This window comes from Peribacillus muralis (assembly GCF_001439925.1).
GTDB lineage: Bacteria > Bacillota > Bacilli > Bacillales > DSM-1321 > Peribacillus > Peribacillus muralis.
Genome location: NZ_LMBV01000013.1, coordinates 45,303 through 65,751, shown reverse-complemented (window position 1 = coordinate 65,751; position 20,449 = coordinate 45,303). Strand labels below are relative to the sequence as shown.

Sequence of the window (20,449 nt, the reverse complement as noted above, 5' to 3'; positions counted from 1 at the left end):
GAAAGAGTTATACAAAGTCAATGCTATACTTTGCGAACTACAGCAACAATCCTGTCACCAAGCCTAATTGAAGTGTATGAATGACCCTTCGAATAAGTGCAGAGCTTGTCCGACTATCAAACATATACCATGCTTAAGCTCTATCTATATCTTCCAGAACATATTATAATTATAAGAAATTATCTTGTAAAAAAAGGCAGGCAAGCATCGATGAATAATTATAGATTTGGGATACGCCAGAAGATTATTACTGGGTATATTGTCGTAATCATTTGTTTAATTGCGTCTATTTGGGCTGTAACGAAACAGTTAAATACGATGAACACGGAAAGAAACTTTATCGTCGAGCATGATTTCGCGGTTAGAGATATTACAAACCGAATTGAAAAAGATCTTTTAAAGCTGGAATCGGGCCAGCGAGCTTATATCATTACGGGAGAGCAGAGCTATTTAGAGCCGTATAATGAGATGCGTTCCCAATTGAGAAGAGACTACAATGCACTTAGGGAGCTTCTATCCGACAATCCGAAACAGCAAAACGAGCTTGATTTGATTAATGAGAACATCAAGCGATGGGTAGCGGTCGCAGGTGATCCGTTCATTAAGCTTAAGGAGCAGAACGATACAGCGGGTATTCGCGAATTTTTTAAAGAAGAACGGGGAAAAGAAGAGATCGATAACGTCTTGATCCAATTTGAAACCTTCCGAAATAAGGAGAAAGCGCTCACGGAACAACGTGCGGAGAGTTTGAACGATCAGAACCAGCAGCTGAAAATTGGTCTCTTTAGCATGTTAGCCTTCGTTATCATTGCCTCTGTTGTCCTAGCGATGATTATTTCTGGATCCATCCTCAAAACGTTAAGAGCGGTTGTGGTAAGCATTCGTGCGATGGCGACCGGCAGTGACTTGAGCGGGCGGATTCACGTTAAGACCAACGATGAGATTCGAGATCTTGGAGAAGCGACGAACGAACTTCTGAATTCATTTGAAGAACGGGACTGGCTGCAAACGAGTGTTACAAAAGTCGTAAGTGAGAATCAAGGCATATCTTCATTGGAGAACCTTGCGGAGACATTTCTATCCGGTGCCGCTAAAATAACGGGTTCATCATTCGGAGCTTTTTATAGTAAAGAAGGAAAAGAGAAAGGGACTAAGTTCGTAAAAACGGCTTCCTTTGCAGATTCGTTGGACGATGCAGGAAGAGAGAGTTTCAACCTCGGACAAGGCTTGATCGGTCAATGTGCACTTGAAAAACGGATACAAGTGATCAATGGAATGGAAGTGGACTATCAGTTGATTTCTTCTGGATTAGGAGAAACAAAGCCGAGAAGTATTCTGATCGCTCCCATCATTCATGAAGATGAAGTCATCGCCGTATTTGAACTTGCGAGCCTTAATGAATTTACTGGACAGCATATTGCATTTATAGATACTGTACTTGAAACATTCGGGTTAACCATCAATAGTGTCATCGATCGCATGGAGATTGCACGATTATTAACTGAATCTCAGGCGATGACCGAAGAACTTCAGGCACAATCTGAAGAAATGCAAAGTCAGTCTGAGGAGCTGCAGATGCAGTCAGAAGAATTACAGATGATCAATGAGCAGCTAAAAAATCGTTCACAAGAAGCGGAAGAAAAGTCAAGAGATCTTGAAATCGCAAAGAAAGATCTTGAACAGAAGGCGAAACAGCTTACGATTAGTTCTAAATACAAATCGGAATTTCTTGCGAATATGTCTCATGAACTACGCACTCCTTTGAATAGTATACTCATCCTATCTGAGATGCTTACTGAAAATAGCACAAGTTCTCTATCAGAAGAAGAATTAGAGTTTGCTGGAGTTATTCATTCATCTGGGCAAGACTTGTTAAACTTGATCAATGATATTCTAGATCTTTCAAAAGTTGAAGCTGGAAAGCTTGAGCTTACGCTAAGTGAAGTGAATATAAGTGAATTTCCTTCCAGTTTAGAGAGGAATTTTTCACATATTGCGAATCAGAAGGGCCTTGATTTTAAAATAAATATGAGCCCGGACGTGCCGACCATTTTCCAAACCGATGAGAAGCGTTTCCAGCAAATCATTAAAAATCTGCTCTCGAATGCCTTCAAGTTCACAGAGAAGGGTTCTGTATCCGTCCAAATCAAAAAAGTGCAGACGAACGTGAACTACGCGGGTGTCGATTATTGGTTAGAGATTTCGGTTACGGATACGGGAATTGGCATTCCAAAAGAAACACATGCCCTGATCTTTGAAGCTTTCCAACAAGGAGAAGGAGCTACGAGTAGAAAATATGGCGGTACAGGTCTAGGGTTGTCCATCAGCAATGAATTTGCAAAACTTTTAGGAGGCAGAATCAAGCTTGATAGTGAAGAAGGGAAAGGAAGTACGTTCACTCTTCTCATTCCGAGTATTACTGAAGAAAGTATCTCTCGTGAAACATTTTTAGATGCATCGGCAGAAGTAGCAGCAACTCTTGAACAGTCTAAATCAGCAATAGCCGCAGTTCCAGAAGTGGAACATACCAAGTCATATGAAGGATTGGCCGATGAAAATAATGTTTTTTATGGTAAGACGGTTTTGATCACCGATGATGATAACCGTAATATTTTTGCATTAAGAAGGGCTCTTGAAAGTAAAGGGATGAAGATCCTCATTGCGAATAATGGGCTGGAATGCCTGGATGTTCTAGAGGATAACAAAGGTATCGACCTCATTCTGATGGATATCATGATGCCTGTGATGGATGGCTATGAAACGATGAAGCGGATTCGTGACATAAAAGAGTTAGCGGACATTCCGATTATCTCCTTGACTGCAAAGGCGATGAAAGATGACCGGAAAAAATGCCTGGAATCAGGTGCTTCAGACTATATTAGCAAACCATTGAAATTGGAACAGCTGTTTTCGGTGATGCATGTTTGGTTGACAAAGTAAGTGATTTCGGGTATTTTGCAAAATCAAGTGCATGAACTATGTGACGCAGGATTAAAAGCACTACAACCCATTAGGGACATACAAATGATAAAAATAGAGTAAGCCTCCTGTCCATTCGCGACAGGAGGCTTTGTTTGTTGGTGAAGCGGAAGACTGTTTGTTATTACTGCGGCTGCTCCCCTGGGACATTCACATTGAAATGAACCCCGAACTTGTCCTTTACCATCCCGTACAAGGGGCTAAAATCCGTCTTATGAAGGGGAATAACGACTTGTCCGCCGTCTTCCAAAGCGGCGAAGATTTCTCTCGCCATTGCCTCTTCTTTAGGATGGAGGGCAATCTGGATCGAATTGCCTGACTGATAAGGCATGCCTGCATACGTATCTGAGAACATAAGATCGGCTTCGCCGACTTTCAAGTGTGCATGCATAACGCGATCCTTCATGTCATCCGTCAACGGATGATCCGGGTCAGCCGGCATATCTCCGTAAGTCATGATACTCATCACTTTCCCGCCAAGCGCTTTCTCGTAAAAATGGACCGCTTCTCTCGTGTTACCGTCAAAAAACAAGTACGGGTTCAAACTAATTGACATCACACAACCACTCCTTTGGAATAATTTGGTCATCATATTCATGATACATCAAAATAGAGCTTGGGGAAACTGGACTATTTCACTTGATGGATAACTGTTCCTTCTATCCTTATTCGGTTAAATGGCCCGATTGCTGCACAAAAGTAAAAAAAATCGTTGATCAATAACTTTACATATTACTGCAAAGAGTAGCCAAGTACGTGCGGCAAGAGCAGAAAATAGATTAATTGTCTTTTTCATTATCGACGATACACATAAGTATGATCAACATAAGATAAGTCATTTCATAAAAGGCCCTGAATCTTCTACATAGCTTAGAAAATTCAGGGCTTTTTATTTCGGGAAATAGTATTAGCGTATTTGCGTTTTATCGGCATTGAACTGGTGAATGAATGCATTCCCTGTAAAGCCGGATGGCAAGGCAGAATGAAATGTAGTTTTTGCCCAAGCAGACTTACAGCAACCACTTGCTTTTAAAACAGGGAAAGCCAGCTAATCTCATTAGCTGGTTTTCTGAAACTTAAAATGAAAATGTGTAAAAATATCGTTTATTACATGACTTCAAGAATCTCTTTCGGCTCTTTAAAGATATGATCTGCTTCAAATCCTTCTGTTGTTTTTGAACCCCATAACGCTAAACCGAATTTCACACCGGCCTGTTGTGCACATTGCATATCATATATAGAATCCCCTATATATAGTGAATTTTCAGGATCAATGTTAAGTCTTTCTAAACATGTTAAAAGTGGCTCTGGATGCGGCTTATGCTTTTCAGTATCATTCGCACAGATTGTATGCTCAAAAAATGAACTTAGACTAAACGGTTCAAATTCATCGATAAGTTCTTGTTTGGTTTTGGAGGTGACAATACCTGTTTTTATTTCACTTCGATGTAAATCATGGATAACTCTTTCTATTCCATGAAATAGAGAAACCTCATGGGAAAACTCAAGTACTGCTTTACACCAATTTGGATGAACACGATCTACGTCAGAAATATGCAATCTTTTTAATGTTTCTTTACCAGGTATACCTAAAGCAAACCTTAATTCCTCTAGAGGATATTCCTTGTTTTGTTCGTGTAGTAAAATTTTTTGTAAAGATTTTAATATTGCTTTTTCTGTATCTAAAATGGTTCCATCCACGTCAAAGATTATAGCTTTATACATGTAGTATCCTCCTTTAGATGTTTTATCTCAAGTAATTGTATCACAAAAAAATTGACACTAATCACTTAGTCACAAGACAAGGTATGTTGGCAAAAGGGTTAGTCAAGTATTTCAAGCATATGGATATAAAGGTTTACTTAAAGCAGATGGGAAGGTGAAATATTGTATAAGACAAGGTAGATACAAGTTTTTCTTCATGATGTTATTATCGCTTAAATCCTTTTCTATTTGTTTTTTTATTGAAAAATAATACTTTTAGTGTAAAATTACACTAAAAAGGGGTAATTAGTATATATGGAAAAAGAAGAATTCATCTATTTAATATCAGAAAAAATGAAACTTGTTCGTGTAGAACAAAGTTTTTCTCAAGATAAGATGTCTGAAATTCTAGGAATATCAAAAAAAACGCTAGTTCAAATTGAAAAAAGAAGAATTGACGCAAGTTGGACGACCGTAGTTGCATTTTGTGCTTTGTTTAATCATAGCCAATTGTTGATAGCATCAATTGGTGACGATCCAGTTGATTTTGTTCAATTAATTGCTAGTAATAATGGTGGTATGCCTAAAGAAAAAACAATGGGCGGTAAGATCTGGTGGAAAGAAATCGAGTGTAGCGGAGACTTTCGTTTGCAACAAAATTTGATTAGTAACCATTACCGTATATTGGACCAATATGATTATCGCTGGCATAGTTCTTTTAATAGAGAAGAGGGTTTGATTCGTTTACTTGAATTACAGGAGTTGGAAAACATCGAGATAGAAAAAGGTATAGAAGAATAAGCCTTTATTTACAGTATTGATAATCTCTTAAGTCAAATGGTACAAAAAACGGTCGAGAGTGAAGTGTATAAAAAGAAAGCAGAAAAATAAGCATGAGTTTGTGAAGTGACTATTTTTACTAACACTCAAGTAGAGTTGGTTAGCGTTTCCTGAAAGGTTATTCTAATTATACATATCCAAAGGAGGACGACATGAATACCTCGTGGTTAATACTTACTTTAATACCTGCTCCATTCTTGTATCACTATTATGAATATGAACTGCACATTAAGCGTGAAAAGCTTCTTTTCTATATTTAGGTACTGTAATTTTTGTTATTATTATTGGGCTTTTATCTGGTCAAATAAGAATTCGTTACGTTATTTTAGTTAAGGTTATAACGGGGTTATTATCAATGTTTTTGGCTATGTATTTTATTCCTAACGACGTTGGTTGGTTTAAGCCAGTAGGTAGAGAAGTTGCAGTAATCTTTGCTGCAGTTGTTTTTTTAGTAGGCCAATTAATAGTAAGGTCTTTTTCAAGACCATTCTTACTTCAGTCAAAATATCACAAATGATTGTCGTTTACACAAAACCCAACCAATAACTTTTACGTGCCTTAAAAGAAAAGCCAAAGAATAACTGAAGTTTTGGAGGGGAAATGACTGCTTTATTGGCTCAGCTAACTTATAGCCCATTTTATATCATCACTGTAATAATGGCTCTTGGAGCACTTATTTTCTTAAGAAGTGAAAAAGGTTGCTTAATGTTTTTGATTAGAATTTGGGCTGTGGGTCATGTGATCATTTACTTACTAGCTATTTGTTTTAATTTTACAAAACCTATTCAACTTACAATTTGTGGCGAGTTTACAATAAGAGAGGTTACTGTGGCAGCCTTTTCCTTATGTAATAAGCGGGTCAGTATAACTAAAAAAGGAACATAAATGTAAATCTCGAATACCTAATGTAGTCTGAAAGAAATAAATCCAATGATAGAGAGGAGTTTGAAACGATGATAAAGGGTTTTGGAGGGGTATTTTGGAGAACTGAAAATTTGGAAGTTATAAAAAAATGGTACAGTGAAGTGTTGAAGATTGAAATAGATAATTGGAACGGGACAGTGATAAAACCCCAATCGGGAAATGAGACGATCTTTTCTTTCTTTACCGAGAATGACAGTTATTTTCCGACTGAACAACAAGTGATGTTAAATTTCCAAGTACATAATCTAAACGAAACTATTAAGCATCTTGATCAAATTGGTGTACCTCTTGCAAAGAAAAAAGAGATTAGTGAATTTGGGAAATTCATTTGGATTGAAGATCCCGAAGGTCGACTGATCGAGCTTTGGGAGAAATAACCCTATAGCTGAAAATCGGAGCTGTCTTTAAGTCAGCTTCTACCCCACAGAAAATAGACAAGATACATTCTGATGGTGTGTTTAGTGGATGGAATTATGCCATAGGGGAAGATAAATTGGAATTAAAATTAGGTATACATATGTATTAGGTGCATATAGAGAATCCACTGGAAACTCCATAAGGACATACGATTTACAAGACGAAAATGAAGTGAAGAAAATGATAAGTGATGATCAGATTGTATGGTTACTTAAAATAAAACTAGAAGAAAGTAATCAATAATTTATATACGATTTCATTCAACTTAAACAATGGTGATTGGACCGAAGTTTTTATAAGGATTTTTTTTCCTTTTCTCAACTAATGTGGCATGATAAAGGAACAAGATAATGTATAATGAATATTTTTGGGAGGGTTAATATGTTTAATGGTGGTACATGGTTTGCATCAGAGGCTGTAGTTATTCTTTTAACTTTTTTACCTATTATCTTTTATTTAGTTCTTACTGTGTTTGGAATTTATTTTGTAATTAAAGTAATTAAGTTCATGAATGCAAAAACAAAATCAGACCAAGAACGAAATGAAAAGATTGAAGAGTTAATTAAGGTTGTCAATCAAGGAAAGAGGACTGAATAAACTTAATGTTTAGTTGTAATTTCGTGCAGCATGCGTAACATAATCTTTTGCCGATAGGAAAACACCCTCCTAGGAATCCATTATTTATATACATTCAGGGGGGGAGGAGTTGAATTTAATGGATGATTTAAAAGATGGATTATCATCAAAAGTTATTACTTACAATTGCTTTGGATAAACATCCTGAACAATATACTTTTTTTCATTTCATTTTGGATAATGATCTAAGTAAAAAAGATTCAAAGGTAATTTTTGATATACTTCACGCTTTAGAAGATAAAAATGAAGGTTCATACGAAAAAGGTAAATATGAAGCAGTCATTGAATCATTATTAGGAGATCATCCTTAAGTGTCCATGGATACCTTTGAAAAGGCATTGTCACATGAAAATATTAATGGAACGCTATTTATCTAATTGATTTATGTAAATTCCTGTTGGAACATTAAAGTATGATAATCTCTACAAGCATCAATATATAGTGTTATTTCCGCAGACCTAAATTGAAGGAAATGAGGTGGCTATCATAAGGAAAATTCTTAGTTTATTGTTTTTATTTGTATTGTTTTTTAGTTTAGTTGCTTGTAACAAGGATGTGGTCAATGAAAACGGGGAGGAAAAAGAGGGGAAACCAGTTAAAGAGGAAAATGTGGTCAATGTAGAAGAGGCAGAAAAATTATTCAAAGATTATAGTAGAGAACTATATACCATTAAAGATCCATCCAATCCCCCAACTTTTGCTGAAATTGCCGGAAATATTAAAGCATATTTAACAGAAGAACAATTTGATGCAGAAATCGCAAACCGTAAATTTCAATTACCAGAAATGGTATCCAAACAACTTAATAAAAATATTGAAGTAGAAGATGTGAAACTTGAAGAACAAAGCAAAAATGATGATGGCACAATAGATTATTTATATACAACGAAATTTAAAGTTTATGACCAGAACTCCTCAAAAATTTATGAAAAAGAAGGAGAAGTAACCATTTCGACGACAAATAATGAATTGAAAATCGATCGAGATTGGAGTAGAGGAGTGAAAATTGACGGTTTAGATGGTGGACTTTAAGAACGAAGACTCCAACGTTTATAAATAGGCTATGTTGATTTTATATATTTGATGCAATTTACGGGTGTACACACATTTTCCACGTCAAAAATCGGTATAGAAGTGAGTGGGATCGAAAGGTTGACTTTGAATATATTTGGCATCTAGAAAGCAGATAATCTGTATGAGTTTAAGTTATAGATAACCTAAGGAGAGTTGATCGAATTTAAGTCAAATAACCATTCGGACGGCATTTTTTCACAAACTCTGTATCGCGCTTTTCATTCTCAAAGAATCTAACTCCAGAAATCCTCCGGCCATAATCTTCACACCTATCGCAGAATTCGCAGATAAAAGGTCCCGATTAGAAGAAAAAATGCCCAGAATCGTAGATTTATGACGGGGACCTGCTTGCCGGGTCCTTTTTTGTCGAAAAATCGATAAATCACCTAATTCGTAGATAAATGGCTTAGAATCGCAGATAAATCACTGAATTCGTAGATAAATGGCCCAGAATCGTGATAAATCGCAGGATTCGCGACGTTTTTAATAAATGTGTTCGTTATCCGGGATATTGTTCAGGACCACTTATCAGCCGTTTAGGCACTTTTTTATATTGTCCGTAAAATGGGGCACAGTTCAATAAGCGGGAGCGTTTTTTTGCGTTTCATTCTTACTATGCCTATGAGAAAGATGAAGTAAAATTGCTTGAAGATTTTTTGCTCAATTCCTGAACGCAAACGTCTAAACTCGCTTCAAGCTTTGACATAGTACAAAGCAAATCGAATTGGAGCAAGAAATAGAGCGCTTGCATTATTTTGGATTTGGATTATAATACTTGTATACAAGTGTACTTGAACTCTATAAGAAGGTGAATGTATGGAAGGATCGAAGGAATTTCTTTATCCAGTAAAATGGCTTTCAAAGGCTTCTGCTGGCGATCGGGTAGCATCGGAGCTTAGGATGCGTATTATTTCGGGCATGATTGAAAGCGGTACCATCTTGTCTGAAAATAAATTAGCTGCGGATTTCGGCGTCAGCCGCTCGCCCGTCCGTGAAGCGTTAAAAATATTGGCAGCTGAAAATATCATTCGATTGGAAAGAATGGGTGCGGTTGTAATTGGGCTGACCGAAAAAAAATATGCGGAAATTTATGATGTCCGGATACTCATCGAGACGTTTGTGTTTGAACGTCTAGTGAAGGTGCCTACGAATGAATTGGTGATGGAGCTTAGTAAAATTTTAGAAATGATGAAAGTTTCGATAAAATACCGAGATGCTGATGAGTTTTCCTATCAGGATGTCTTGTTCCATGAAACGATCATTCGGTCGATCAATCATTCCTATATCCTGATGATCTGGGATAATTTGAAGCCTGTGATGGAAAGTTTGATTCTTCTATCCATGCATAATCGCATTAAGGAAAAATATGAAGACTTTACCCGGGTCTTGCATAATCATCAACTTTATATCGATGCGATCCAAACAAAAGATCGTGAACTAATGATTAAGTCGTTGCATGTGAATTTTGATGATGTTCAAGAGGAAGTTGAAGTCTTGTGGATGTCTCAACAGATGCTTTCAAAAGGGGTTGGACAAGAAAATGACTAGCTATATGTTAGGTGTGGATATCGGTACAACCAGTACAAAAGCTGTATTATTTACGAAAAAAGGCGATGTCATTGGACAAGCGAATATTGGTTATCCTCTTTACACGCCGGATATGACTACAGCAGAGCAAGACCCTGAGGAGATTTTTCAGGCTGTTTTGAAAGCCGTTTCAACTATAACGAAGCAGCATGCAGATAAAAAACCATCATTCCTATCCTTTAGCAGTGCGATGCATAGTGTGATTGCGATGGATGAAAATGGCCAGCCGCTAACCCCTTGCATCACTTGGGCGGATAACCGGAGTGAAGCTTGGGCCCATAAAATAAAAGCTGAATTGAATGGGCATGAAGTGTACAAACGGACAGGGACACCAATTCACCCGATGTCACCATTATCAAAAATCACTTGGATCGTGAACGATCGTCCGGAAATCGCAGCGCATGTTAAAAAGTATATCGGAATTAAGGAATATATCTTTAAAAGGCTGTTTGATCAATATGTTGTCGATCATTCCCTTGCTTCATCGATGGGCATGATGAATCTCAAAAGCTTGGATTGGGATGAGGAAGCCCTCGGAATTGCAGGAATAACGAGCGGTCAATTATCCGAGCTCGTACCAACAACAAAAATCTTCAACAACTGTAATGAGGATATAGCGAAACAGCTCGGGATTGATCCGAAAACCGCTTTTGTGATTGGGGCAAGTGATGGTGTTCTGTCCAATCTGGGTGTAAACGCTATCCGAAAAGGTGAAATTGCTGTCACGATTGGGACGAGCGGTGCCATTCGGACGATTATTGACGAGCCGAAAACAGACGAAAAAGGAAGAATCTTTTGTTATGCCTTAACGGAAAAGCATTGGGTGATTGGCGGGCCGGTAAACAATGGGGGAATGGTCCTTCGCTGGATTCGTGATGAATTTGCTTCATCCGAGGTGGAAACAGCCAATAGACTAGGAATCGATCCTTATGAAGTGTTAACCAAAATTGCCGAACGGGTAAGACCAGGCGCCGATGGGTTGATCTTTCATCCTTATCTTGCCGGTGAACGTGCACCATTATGGAATCCAGATGTACGGGGGTCATTTTTCGGATTAACATTGTCGCATAAGAAAGAACATATGATTCGAGCGGCTCTTGAAGGAGTCATTTACAATTTATACACAGTATTTTTAGCCTTAACGGAATGTATGGACGGTCCAGTGACCCGAATTCAAGCTACCGGAGGCTTTGCAAGGTCGGTTGTTTGGCGGCAAATGATGTCCGATATTTTTGAATCGGAAGTCGTCGTTCCAGAAAGCTACGAAAGTTCGTGCCTTGGTGCTTGTATATTGGGATTATACGCTTCTGGGGATATCGATTCCTTTGAAGTAGTTTCTGACATGATTGGCAATACCCACAAGCACACACCGAAGGATGATTCTGTAAAGGAATATAGGCAAATACTGCCGATATTCATAAACCTATCCAGAGTATTGGAAAACGAATATACACAGATTGCGAATTATCAAAGAAGCTTAATAAGTGCTTCAAAGTAAACACATGGGGGAGTTACAATGCCGTTAGTTATTGTCGCTTTAGGAATTGTCGCTTTATTAATTTTAATAATGGGCTTGAAATTAAACACCTTTATTTCCTTGATCGTTGTATCGTTTGGAGTAGCTTTAGCACTGGGAATGCCGCTTGATGAAATTGTAAAGACTATTGAAGCAGGATTAGGCGGAACACTTGGTCACTTAGCGTTAATCTTTGGACTTGGGGCGATGTTAGGTAAGCTAATTGCAGATTCAGGCGGCGCGCAGCGCATTGCCATGACCCTTGTTAACAAATTCGGTGAAAAGAATATTCAATGGGCAGTTGTGGCTGCTTCCTTTATAATCGGTATTGCTTTATTTTTTGAAGTAGGATTAGTATTATTAATACCGATCGTATTTGCCATTTCAAGAGAACTGAAAGTTTCAATATTGTATCTGGGCATTCCGATGGTAGCAGCGTTATCCGTAACACACGGTTTCTTACCGCCGCACCCAGGACCGACCGTTATTGCCGGTGAATATGGTGCGGATCTAGGTCAGGTTTTACTTTTTGGCTTCATTGTTGCGGTTCCGACCGTTATTTTAGCTGGACCGGTATTTACGAAGATAGCTAAACGATTAGTACCTGAATCATTTACGAAAACGGGCAGCATCGCATCTTTAGGAGAACAAAAATCATTTAAACTGGAAGACACACCTGGATTCGGGATCAGTGTATTTACCGCTTTACTTCCGGTTATTTTAATGTCCATTGCTACGATTATCACACTAATGCAGAAAACAATCGGCTTTGAAGATAATGGTTTATTAGCAGCGATCCGTTTTATTGGCGAAGCTGGTACTTCCATGTTGCTTTCTTTATTATTTGCGGTATATTCTATGGGATTGGCAAGAAAGATTCCAATGAAAAATATTATGGACTCCTGTACAAATGCCATCTTGCATATCGGAATGATGCTTTTGATCATCGGGGGCGGCGGAGCCTTCAAACAAGTATTGATCGACGGTGGTGTAGGTGATTATGTAGCTGAACTATTCAAAGGGACATCATTATCACCCATCTTGCTTGCCTGGATCATCGCGGCAATCCTCCGCATATCCTTGGGGTCTGCCACCGTGTCGGCCTTAACGACAGCGGGCTTAGTTATTCCAATGTTAGGTCAATCCGATGTTAACCTTGCTCTAGTCGTTCTTGCGACAGGAGCGGGAAGTCTAATTGCTTCACACGTTAACGATGCCGGTTTCTGGATGTTTAAAGAGTATTTTGGTTTAAGCATGAAAGAAACGTTTGCAACTTGGACCTTGCTTGAAACGATCATTTCAGTAGCTGGATTAGGAATGATTCTATTGACCAGCTTATTCGTGTAGGTTCTTTACCGGCAGTAAATTCGCCACTTATAGGGGGATTTACTGCCTATTATTCATAACTAAAGGAGAAGAAATAATGTTCAATTCAATCGGTGTAATTGGTTTAGGGGTAATGGGCAGCAATATCGCCTTAAATATGGCTAGTAAAGGGGAACAAGTAGCCGTCTATAACTACACAAGAGATTTAACGGATCAGCTTGTTGCTAAGTTGGACAATCAGTCACTGAAGCCGTATTACGAAATCGAGGACTTTGTGCAGTCATTGGAAGCTCCAAGAAAGGTTTTTCTAATGGTGACGGCGGGTAAAGCAATCGACTCGGTAATTCATTCCTTGCTTCCTCATCTTGAAACAGGCGATATTATCATGGACGGCGGTAACTCCCATTATGTAGATACTGAACGCAGATATGATGAACTGAAAGCTAAAGGAATCAGTTATTTAGGTATTGGTGTTTCTGGTGGGGAAGTCGGGGCATTAAAGGGACCTTCAATCATGCCAGGTGGAGATAAAGACGCCTATGAAAAAGTAGCTCCGATTCTGACGAAAATCTCGGCCAAAGTAAATAATGACCCTTGCTGTACCTATATCGGTCCAAAGGGATCGGGTCATTTTGTGAAAATGGTGCATAACGGGATCGAGTATGCAGACATGCAATTAATTGCCGAAGCTTACACGTTTTTAAGGGAAAAGCTGCATTTGGAAGTGAATGAAATTGCGGATATCTTTGAAACATGGAACCAAGGCGAACTGAAAAGTTATTTAATCGAAATAACAGCCGAAATTTTAAGGAAAAAAGATGAAGTAACGGGCCTACCCTTGATCGATGTGATTCTTGATAAAGCGGGACAAAAGGGAACGGGTAAATGGACGAGCATGCAGGCCATCGATAATGGAATCCCTGCTTCGATTATTACAGAAGCTTTGTTTGCGCGTTACATATCCGCTCTAAAAGAGGAACGGGTGAATGCCGAAAAAATTCTTACAGGCCCTAAGACCGTTCAGCAAAAACTAGATAAAAATGAGTGGATTGATTATATTAGGCAGGCATTATATATGGGGAAGGTTTGTGCATACGCGCAAGGCTTCACGCAATATAAAATGTCTTCTGAACTTAACGGCTGGGATTTGCCTTTGAAGGATATTGCGCTGATTTTCCGCGGCGGCTGCATCATCCGTGCCGAATTTTTAAATGTCATCAGTGAAGCCTATCAAGAGCAGCCTAATCTGGCGAATTTATTAATCTCACCTTACTTTGCCGAAAAGGTTACCGACTATCAGGCAGGATTGCGAAAGGTTGTCTGTGAGGGGATAACATCCGGTATCTCGTTCCCTTGTTTAAGCTCTTCACTCAATTTTTACGATAGTTACCGAAAAGGCATCTCAAATGCAAACATCTTGCAGGCACAACGTGATTACTTTGGTGCACATACCTATGAACGTCGTGATTTGGCAGGAGTCTTTCACACAGACTGGCAGTGATGAATTCAGAGCAGGAATATACTTAGCCAATTCGATGGCTTTGTATATTTCTGCTTTTGTTTAATTAATTCGTATTAGTCTATTGTTTTTCAATCTTAGAAAACCTCACGATACAAAACAAGGATCATTGAAGTAAACAATTTCGGAAAGAATTTTATGGTCATTAATATTGTTGTATTTTTCTATCGCTTCTTTTTCCGAGTCAAATTCGAAAATTTTAATATTTTCTTTTAAAAAGACAGTAATAACCCACATTTGAAGTGCCTCCAACTAATATATAATGGCTAATTTCAATTAAGCTAATTGATGGGAAAGTTCGTAATTCCCTTTCGTGTACACGCACCCCTCCAAAATGGTTCTTGCTGTACGGACCACTTTAATGGCACGGATGTGTCCTGCCAAAAAATCAACCTTTGATTCCATAATTCCTGCAGGGTGGGCTAATCGAAATATTTCACCTTTAATGCTCACCATCTCAGATAAAATCGTTTCCTGTAAATAAGCACCAGCAGTTGCACAGATGGCTCCTGTAATGGCAAGCGCTTGGTGGGGTTTTTGCATGGACATCATTCGGATCATCAAATCCATCTCTGACGCTTTTCTTTTGGCTCCGCTTAGATCGACGTAATCCATGGGAGGGGCAATTAGGCTCATTTTAGGTACAGCAGGAGACTTAACAGTAGCTGATTTCTTATCGGAAAATTGGCATAATTCAGCTGCGATTGACCGGATTTCTTCCAGTTCATTTAATTTTTCTTGTGAATAATCAGCGGGTAATTCGTTTCCGCTTAGACCAATATCCTGTGCTCTTACAAAAACGAGTGGATTGGCAACATCAATAATTGAAACTTGAATTAAGCGATCTTGCGTGTTAATCATGTCAATCGGATTTCCTGTTGGGAAAAGTTTTCCTGTAACGGCTCCCTCTGCACGGGTAAACGAAAGATAGATAGGTGATCCTTTACCAGGTACGCCAGGAATTGAGCAGCGGCCTTCTGTTTTCACTTGTCCATTTTCAACCTCAACTTCTGCAATGATCAATTTTTGTGTATTCACGTTAAAAATTCTCACCGTTGTAATAGGTTCTATTGCAGTGACTAGACCTCGCTCTATGGCGTAAGGTCCTACAGCAGATGATATGTTTCCGCAATTCCCCTTGAAATCCACCATTTGATTATCGATGCTGATTTGCGCAAATGTATATTCCACATCGAATTCTGGTGAAGCTGATTTTTTGATAATCGCCGCTTTACTTGTCAATGAATTCGCTCCTCCAAGACCATCAATCTGTCTTCTGTCCGGGCTACCCATCACATCAAGTAAGAAGTCTTCCCAGTGTGAGCGATTGGAAGGCATATGTTCATAATTGAAAAAAATACCTTTACTTGTTCCTCCGCGCATCACAACTACTGGCACTTTCATTGCATTAACCACCTTTATATTATTTAGTTCCTACTACCGATTCCTTTGAAGTTATAGTATGATATGTTCAATCATAAGTAAAATACATATTTTTTTAAGAAAAACGATAAAAAAACTTATAATCTATATGTGTGGAGATGGTGGGAATGGATGAAAAGGACTGGATTGCGATTAAGGTGCTATACGAGGAAAGAAACATTAGCCGTGCGGCAGAGAGGTTATATATTTCGCAGCCGGCGTTAACATATCGACTGAAAAATTTAGAAAAAGAGTTTGGGACGAGTATATTTTTTAAAATCAAAGGTGGTATTGAGTTTACTTCTGAAGGCATACATTTAGCAGGTTATGCGGAAGAAATGGTTAAAAAGCTTCAAAAAACGAAAGATTATATGTTGAATATGCAAAATGAGGTAAGAGGCACACTACGGCTCGGCGTTTCTAGCAACTTTGCTCAATACAAGCTTCCTAAAATATTGAAAAAGTTTTCAACCGAATACCCTCATGTGCAATTTAATGTGAATACAGGCTGGAGTGCCGATATCATGAATCTTCTAAATTCCTCTAGTGTTCAATTAGGGATTTTGCGCGGCAATTATGAATGGTATGGAATTAAATCACTACTGCATAAAGAAAGGCTTTGTTTAATTTCGAAGAAAGAGGTGGACTTGGATAATTTGCCTGAGATTCCATTCATAAATTATAAAACGGATAGTTCTTTAAAAAACTTAATAAATGGTTGGTGGCATGATAGATTTGCAGAGCCACCATTCGTGACGATGGAAACAGATCGGCAGGAGACATGCAAAGAAATGGTCAAAAATGATCTTGGTGTTTCCATTTTACCGGAAATATGTTTGCAGCCATCAGATAACCTGCATACATACGGATTATCCTACAAAAATGGAGAACCTGTGTTAAGGAATACATGGTTAATATATAACGAGGAATCATTAAAGTTATCGTCCGTTAAAAACTTTATTGATTTCTTAAATGAAAATGCCAACCTTTAAAGAGAAAACACGACAGGATTCGGAACGGACTTAGCAGCTTGAGTACATATAAGAAATCATGATTAGGCTAGCTTATTCCCAGAATCAGTGGGGCTATGGTAGTCTAATTTTTTTGTACTCGTTGATAGTTTATTGGGTTCAATACAGCTTTCCAATCATTTAGGGAACTTCGTCTTAAGACTGCCATGGAACCCCCAACAGATTTTCTCGTCTAAACATACTGCTTACAAAAAATTTTCCTATGTTATTGGTTGATCATTAGATGTATAGACACTACCATGATCAGAATGTATTTGTCCGATCATCTTACGTTAGTCTTTGTTTAGAAGTTGGATTATAAGTTTTTTTTTAGATAAATATAAAAAAACTTATATTATACTTATTATAAAATTTGTAATATTCTTTAAAAATAACATGGATAGTTGGGAATGAAATCTTCCGACTATCCTTTTTCATATCTTGTAAGCGATTACTTTATAGGGGGGATTAAAATTCTTACTGTACTAGGAATATCAATGGTCGTTATATTTACATACCTCATTATGTCCAAGCGTTTGTCTCCAGTAACAGCCTTGACGATAGTCCCGGTGGTTTTTGCCATCATTGGGGGCTTTAGTTCAAAACTAGGGGATATGATGCTAGATGGAATAAAGGTTGTCGCACCTTCAGCGGCTTTGCTGTTGTTCGCTATTTTGTTTTTTGGTATTCTGATTGACGCTGGACTATTTGATCCACTTATTAAAACGATGTTAAAAATCGTAAAAGGGGATCCTGTCAAAATAGCGATTGGAACAGCATTGATAGCTATGACCGTTGCTTTAGATGGGGATGGAACCACAACTCATATGATTACAATTTCTGCTATGTTGCCTCTTTACTTGCGTCTTGGAATGAATCCACTAACGCTTGCCACAATATCCATGCTTTCTGTCAGTATTATGAGTGGTATGACGCCTTGGGGAGGACCTTCTACAAGAGCGATAGCTTCTTTAGGCCTGGATGCAAATGAGTTCTTTGTCCCAATCATTCCAACACTGATCGCAGGAATGGGGTCTATACTATACACTGCCTATGTACTTGGGAAAAAAGAGCGCAAGATGCTAGGGGTTGTCCATTTTAACGCTGCTCCTGATCTTAAGATAGCTTTTGGTGAAGCTGCCGTAGCTTCTGCCATACAAGATGATATAAAACGTCCTAAATTAATATGGGTCAATCTTCTTTTGACGATTATTATCATGACTGTTCTTGTAGTGGGGATCATTCCGGCACCGGTTCTGTTTCTAATTGGGTTTGTGCTTGCTGCCGCAATTAACTATCCAAATTTGGAACAGCAAAGGGAGAGGGTGGCATCGCATGCACGAAACTCTATTACCGTTGTCATATTGGTATTTGCAGCTGGTATTTTCTCAGGGATCTTCTCAGGTACAAAAATGGTTGACGCCGTCGCCAATTCATTAGTGGCAATCATTCCAGAATCTTTAGGCTCCTTCTTTCCGACGGTCGTTGCCCTGACTAGCATGCCACTTACATTCGTTTTATCCAATGACGCTTATTATTTTGGTGTTTTACCCATTCTTGCGGAAGCAGGGGCTGCTTATGGGGTAAGTCCTCTAGAAATTGCGAGAGCTTCCGTGTTAGGACAGCCTGTCCATTTTTTAAGTCCACTTGTGGCTTCCACTCTTTTACTAGTGGGGATGGTCAAAACAGATATTGGCGACCTTCAAAGGTACGCATTTAAATGGGCTCTTTTTTGCTCATTAGTAATGATCATTATAGCTGTATTGACTGGGGCTATCACTTAAATAAATATAAGGGGGGATATTCCAATACTTTTGGGCTATCCTCATTATATTAATAAGTGCCGGCATTCTCATCTACAGCTTGAGTAATGATATTTACAATGGTTTTTGCCAAGTTCATAACCGTGTATAGACGCGTGTCATTCAAAAATTGCATGGTTGGCAGCGGATCTATATAATTGACCATTCCTGTAATATGATAGTCTCCTACTTCCGGCAATACTTTTTTTAAAGCTTTCCCTGGGACAAGAGGTCCATCCTTCAAGTAAACATAACCGACCTGGTTTTGATCGCCTAAACAAGCATCCACACTGAAAATAAGTGGTTTCTTGAATTGTTTCTTTATTTCTTTCAACGTATCTTTTAAATTAAATGCATGGACGGGATTTTCCAATGTACCATAAACCCGATAGGGCACCAAATGTTCTTTAAGCATGGTCCCGACTAAAGGGCCTAATGAATCCCCAACTGATCGGTCTGAGCCAATACACAGAAAGATCACATCTTCATTTTGACATCCTGAAGATTGGATAATCTCTTTAACTTTTAATGCTAAACCGTTTATTTCTTCGCCTTTTGATACCACAGAACAAATCTGCTCCTTCTTCTTCTGAATTTGGCTAACGTTGACTCCCATTTAATCTATTATACGAAGATTGTATGCATATAATAAAGAGGCATGCTTAAGGAACAAATAATCATAGATCTTTGTACTTAATTCTAAGGGAGATTTTTTATTGTCCAACTAAGTGTAACCTGTACATGTACCTGCCAAACCGCCAGTACTTCCTAATTAAGTCATGCTAGAAGGGGTTTGCCCTCTTACTACCGCAATTCACCCCCGGCATCACCCCACACCTCAAAACGAGGGGGTGAAGTTAATAGAAAGGGCAACCTTTTGATTCAATTGCTTTATATCTATCACCAGTTAATGCGCATGCTGTACCTGAAAGGTATACCACTCCACCATTATTTTTATTCATTGTTACAGAATTACTAAGTAATATTGGTGTAGAGAAAAAAATCTACTCAGTCATCAATAACAGAGTAGATTTTGGCAGGATTTAGAAAAGGCCTTCATTTTCATAATATTTATTGAATTGTTTAGAGTACTTTTGTTTTAGATCCGCAATTTTCCCAATATCATTTGAAATAATATCAATAACATCGCTACTTACATAAAACAGTGATTTATCATTATAAAAAGAAATATAAGCTTCATTGTGACCTTGGTAAATCTTCGTGCAATATTTGATAATATCATTACGATTTATATCATTTATATTTGCGTACACTACACCTTCACGACTAGTATCATCTTTAACAACTGTTTCATGCCAATTTTTTATCTTGATAATTTTACCAATGTTTGCTTTCGAAGAATAATGTTTATTATTAGAAATATTTTCTAATATAAATATAACACTTAAATTATCGTCTCTTTTAAATACATCTCCAACACCATTTGGTAATTGCTTTCTTTAACCCTTGCTTAGCAATAAATAGAACGACTACACCGACTAATGGCCATACAGCAGCTTTTAATTCTGTAGTATCATATATATACTCTTCTCCAGTTTCTTGATCAATAAATAATGCTTTAAAGTTCTCATCATCATAAATCTCTAAAATTGTTATATTAAAAGTTTTTTCTAGATCATTTCCATAGCTGTCTTTTAATGTAGTATCAACTGAAATCGTATACGTTTCCTCA

19 protein-coding genes are annotated in these 20,449 nt (G+C 38.1%); 13 read left to right on the top strand and 6 right to left on the bottom strand.

The window, feature by feature from the left end; all coding sequences use genetic code 11:
* Nucleotides 1-210 precede the first annotated feature (210 nt).
* A complete protein-coding gene (locus ASU00_RS15915) occupies nt 211-2,940 on the top strand; it encodes an ATP-binding protein (RefSeq protein WP_057914461.1) in 2,730 nt (909 codons plus the stop codon).
* A gap of 163 nt (nt 2,941-3,103) precedes the next feature.
* Here ASU00_RS15915 and ASU00_RS15910 read toward each other — a convergent pair whose 3' ends face one another.
* On the bottom strand, nt 3,104-3,535 hold the full coding sequence (locus ASU00_RS15910) for a VOC family protein (protein ID WP_057914460.1): 432 nt from the start codon (nt 3,533-3,535) through the stop codon (nt 3,104-3,106).
* 551 nt (nt 3,536-4,086) lie between these two features.
* Nucleotides 4,087-4,704, bottom strand: coding sequence for an HAD family hydrolase (locus tag ASU00_RS15905; protein ID WP_057914459.1), 618 nt, complete (start codon nt 4,702-4,704; stop codon nt 4,087-4,089).
* Nucleotides 4,705-4,998: 294 nt separating this feature from the next.
* Here ASU00_RS15905 and ASU00_RS15900 point away from each other — a divergent pair, with 294 nt between their 5' ends.
* The 10 genes from ASU00_RS15900 (at nt 4,999) to gnd (ending at nt 14,504) form a co-directional block, all read left to right on the top strand.
* A complete protein-coding gene (locus ASU00_RS15900) occupies nt 4,999-5,484 on the top strand; it encodes a helix-turn-helix transcriptional regulator (protein WP_057914458.1) in 486 nt (161 codons plus the stop codon).
* 639 nt (nt 5,485-6,123) lie between these two features.
* A complete protein-coding gene (locus ASU00_RS15895; protein ID WP_057914457.1) occupies nt 6,124-6,408 on the top strand; it encodes a hypothetical protein in 285 nt (94 codons plus the stop codon).
* A 68-nt stretch (nt 6,409-6,476) separates the two neighbouring features.
* Nucleotides 6,477-6,824 (top strand): VOC family protein, encoded by a 348-nt coding sequence (locus ASU00_RS15890; RefSeq protein WP_057914456.1) that lies wholly within the window; start codon nt 6,477-6,479, stop codon nt 6,822-6,824.
* Between the two features lie 421 nt (nt 6,825-7,245).
* Complete coding sequence (locus ASU00_RS15885; RefSeq protein WP_057914455.1) at nt 7,246-7,461, top strand: hypothetical protein; 216 nt, start codon at nt 7,246-7,248, stop codon at nt 7,459-7,461.
* A 134-nt stretch (nt 7,462-7,595) separates the two neighbouring features.
* Nucleotides 7,596-7,811, top strand: coding sequence for a DUF1878 family protein (locus tag ASU00_RS15880; RefSeq protein ID WP_057914454.1), 216 nt, complete (start codon nt 7,596-7,598; stop codon nt 7,809-7,811).
* 166 nt (nt 7,812-7,977) lie between these two features.
* Nucleotides 7,978-8,532 carry a hypothetical protein gene (locus tag ASU00_RS15875; protein ID WP_057914453.1) on the top strand — a complete coding sequence of 185 codons (555 nt, stop codon included), beginning with the start codon at nt 7,978-7,980 and terminating at the stop codon, nt 8,530-8,532.
* Between the two features lie 858 nt (nt 8,533-9,390).
* Entirely contained in the window at nt 9,391-10,122 is a 732-nt protein-coding gene (locus ASU00_RS15870) for a GntR family transcriptional regulator (protein ID WP_057914452.1), read from the top strand.
* Nucleotides 10,115-11,659 (top strand): gluconokinase, encoded by a 1,545-nt coding sequence (gene gntK, locus ASU00_RS15865; protein ID WP_057914451.1) that lies wholly within the window; start codon nt 10,115-10,117, stop codon nt 11,657-11,659. The genes ASU00_RS15870 and gntK overlap by 8 nt, the downstream gene beginning before the upstream one ends.
* An 18-nt stretch (nt 11,660-11,677) precedes the next feature.
* Entirely contained in the window at nt 11,678-13,024 is a 1,347-nt protein-coding gene (locus ASU00_RS15860) for a GntP family permease (RefSeq protein ID WP_057914450.1), read from the top strand.
* A gap of 76 nt (nt 13,025-13,100) precedes the next feature.
* Entirely contained in the window at nt 13,101-14,504 is a 1,404-nt protein-coding gene (gene gnd / locus ASU00_RS15855) for a decarboxylating NADP(+)-dependent phosphogluconate dehydrogenase (RefSeq protein ID WP_057914449.1), read from the top strand.
* Nucleotides 14,505-14,609: 105 nt separating this feature from the next.
* Here gnd and ASU00_RS25810 read toward each other — a convergent pair whose 3' ends face one another.
* Nucleotides 14,610-14,759: a hypothetical protein gene (locus ASU00_RS25810; RefSeq protein ID WP_169792917.1), complete on the bottom strand. Its 150-nt coding sequence runs from the start codon at nt 14,757-14,759 to the stop codon at nt 14,610-14,612.
* Between the two features lie 39 nt (nt 14,760-14,798).
* Nucleotides 14,799-15,926 (bottom strand): 2-methylaconitate cis-trans isomerase PrpF family protein, encoded by a 1,128-nt coding sequence (locus tag ASU00_RS15850; protein WP_057914448.1) that lies wholly within the window; start codon nt 15,924-15,926, stop codon nt 14,799-14,801.
* 146 nt (nt 15,927-16,072) lie between these two features.
* Here ASU00_RS15850 and ASU00_RS15845 point away from each other — a divergent pair, with 146 nt between their 5' ends.
* Entirely contained in the window at nt 16,073-16,936 is an 864-nt protein-coding gene (locus ASU00_RS15845) for a LysR family transcriptional regulator (protein WP_057914447.1), read from the top strand.
* Between the two features lie 491 nt (nt 16,937-17,427).
* The gene (locus ASU00_RS15840; RefSeq protein ID WP_057914506.1) at nt 17,428-18,738 is read left to right on the top strand and encodes a CitMHS family transporter; all 1,311 of its coding nucleotides are present in this window, start codon (nt 17,428-17,430) and stop codon (nt 18,736-18,738) included.
* Nucleotides 18,739-18,787: 49 nt separating this feature from the next.
* Here the strand turns inward: ASU00_RS15840 and yyaC are convergent, their stop codons facing one another.
* Nucleotides 18,788-19,321, bottom strand: a complete 534-nt coding sequence (gene yyaC / locus ASU00_RS15835) for a spore protease YyaC (RefSeq protein ID WP_236712752.1) — start codon at nt 19,319-19,321, stop codon at nt 18,788-18,790.
* A gap of 857 nt (nt 19,322-20,178) precedes the next feature.
* Nucleotides 20,179-20,449 (bottom strand): SAR2788 family putative toxin (locus tag ASU00_RS15825; protein WP_236712751.1); only part of this gene is annotated, 271 nt, incomplete at its 5' end.

What these genes read in the sequence shown, in the direction of transcription:
- ASU00_RS15915 (WP_057914461.1), top strand. Translation starts at nt 211, where the DNA reads ATGAATAATTATAGATTTGGGATACGCCAGAAGATTATTACTGGGTAT.
- ASU00_RS15910 (WP_057914460.1), bottom strand. Translation starts at nt 3,535, where the DNA reads ATGTCAATTAGTTTGAACCCGTACTTGTTTTTTGACGGTAACACGAGA.
- ASU00_RS15905 (WP_057914459.1), bottom strand. Translation starts at nt 4,704, where the DNA reads ATGTATAAAGCTATAATCTTTGACGTGGATGGAACCATTTTAGATACA.
- ASU00_RS15900 (WP_057914458.1), top strand. Translation starts at nt 4,999, where the DNA reads ATGGAAAAAGAAGAATTCATCTATTTAATATCAGAAAAAATGAAACTT.
- ASU00_RS15895 (WP_057914457.1), top strand. Translation starts at nt 6,124, where the DNA reads ATGACTGCTTTATTGGCTCAGCTAACTTATAGCCCATTTTATATCATC.
- ASU00_RS15890 (WP_057914456.1), top strand. Translation starts at nt 6,477, where the DNA reads ATGATAAAGGGTTTTGGAGGGGTATTTTGGAGAACTGAAAATTTGGAA.
- ASU00_RS15885 (WP_057914455.1), top strand. Translation starts at nt 7,246, where the DNA reads ATGTTTAATGGTGGTACATGGTTTGCATCAGAGGCTGTAGTTATTCTT.
- ASU00_RS15880 (WP_057914454.1), top strand. Translation starts at nt 7,596, where the DNA reads ATGGATTATCATCAAAAGTTATTACTTACAATTGCTTTGGATAAACAT.
- ASU00_RS15870 (WP_057914452.1), top strand. Translation starts at nt 9,391, where the DNA reads ATGGAAGGATCGAAGGAATTTCTTTATCCAGTAAAATGGCTTTCAAAG.
- gntK (WP_057914451.1), top strand. Translation starts at nt 10,115, where the DNA reads ATGACTAGCTATATGTTAGGTGTGGATATCGGTACAACCAGTACAAAA.
- ASU00_RS15860 (WP_057914450.1), top strand. Translation starts at nt 11,678, where the DNA reads ATGCCGTTAGTTATTGTCGCTTTAGGAATTGTCGCTTTATTAATTTTA.
- gnd (WP_057914449.1), top strand. Translation starts at nt 13,101, where the DNA reads ATGTTCAATTCAATCGGTGTAATTGGTTTAGGGGTAATGGGCAGCAAT.
- ASU00_RS25810 (WP_169792917.1), bottom strand. Translation starts at nt 14,759, where the DNA reads ATGTGGGTTATTACTGTCTTTTTAAAAGAAAATATTAAAATTTTCGAA.
- ASU00_RS15850 (WP_057914448.1), bottom strand. Translation starts at nt 15,926, where the DNA reads ATGAAAGTGCCAGTAGTTGTGATGCGCGGAGGAACAAGTAAAGGTATT.
- ASU00_RS15845 (WP_057914447.1), top strand. Translation starts at nt 16,073, where the DNA reads ATGGATGAAAAGGACTGGATTGCGATTAAGGTGCTATACGAGGAAAGA.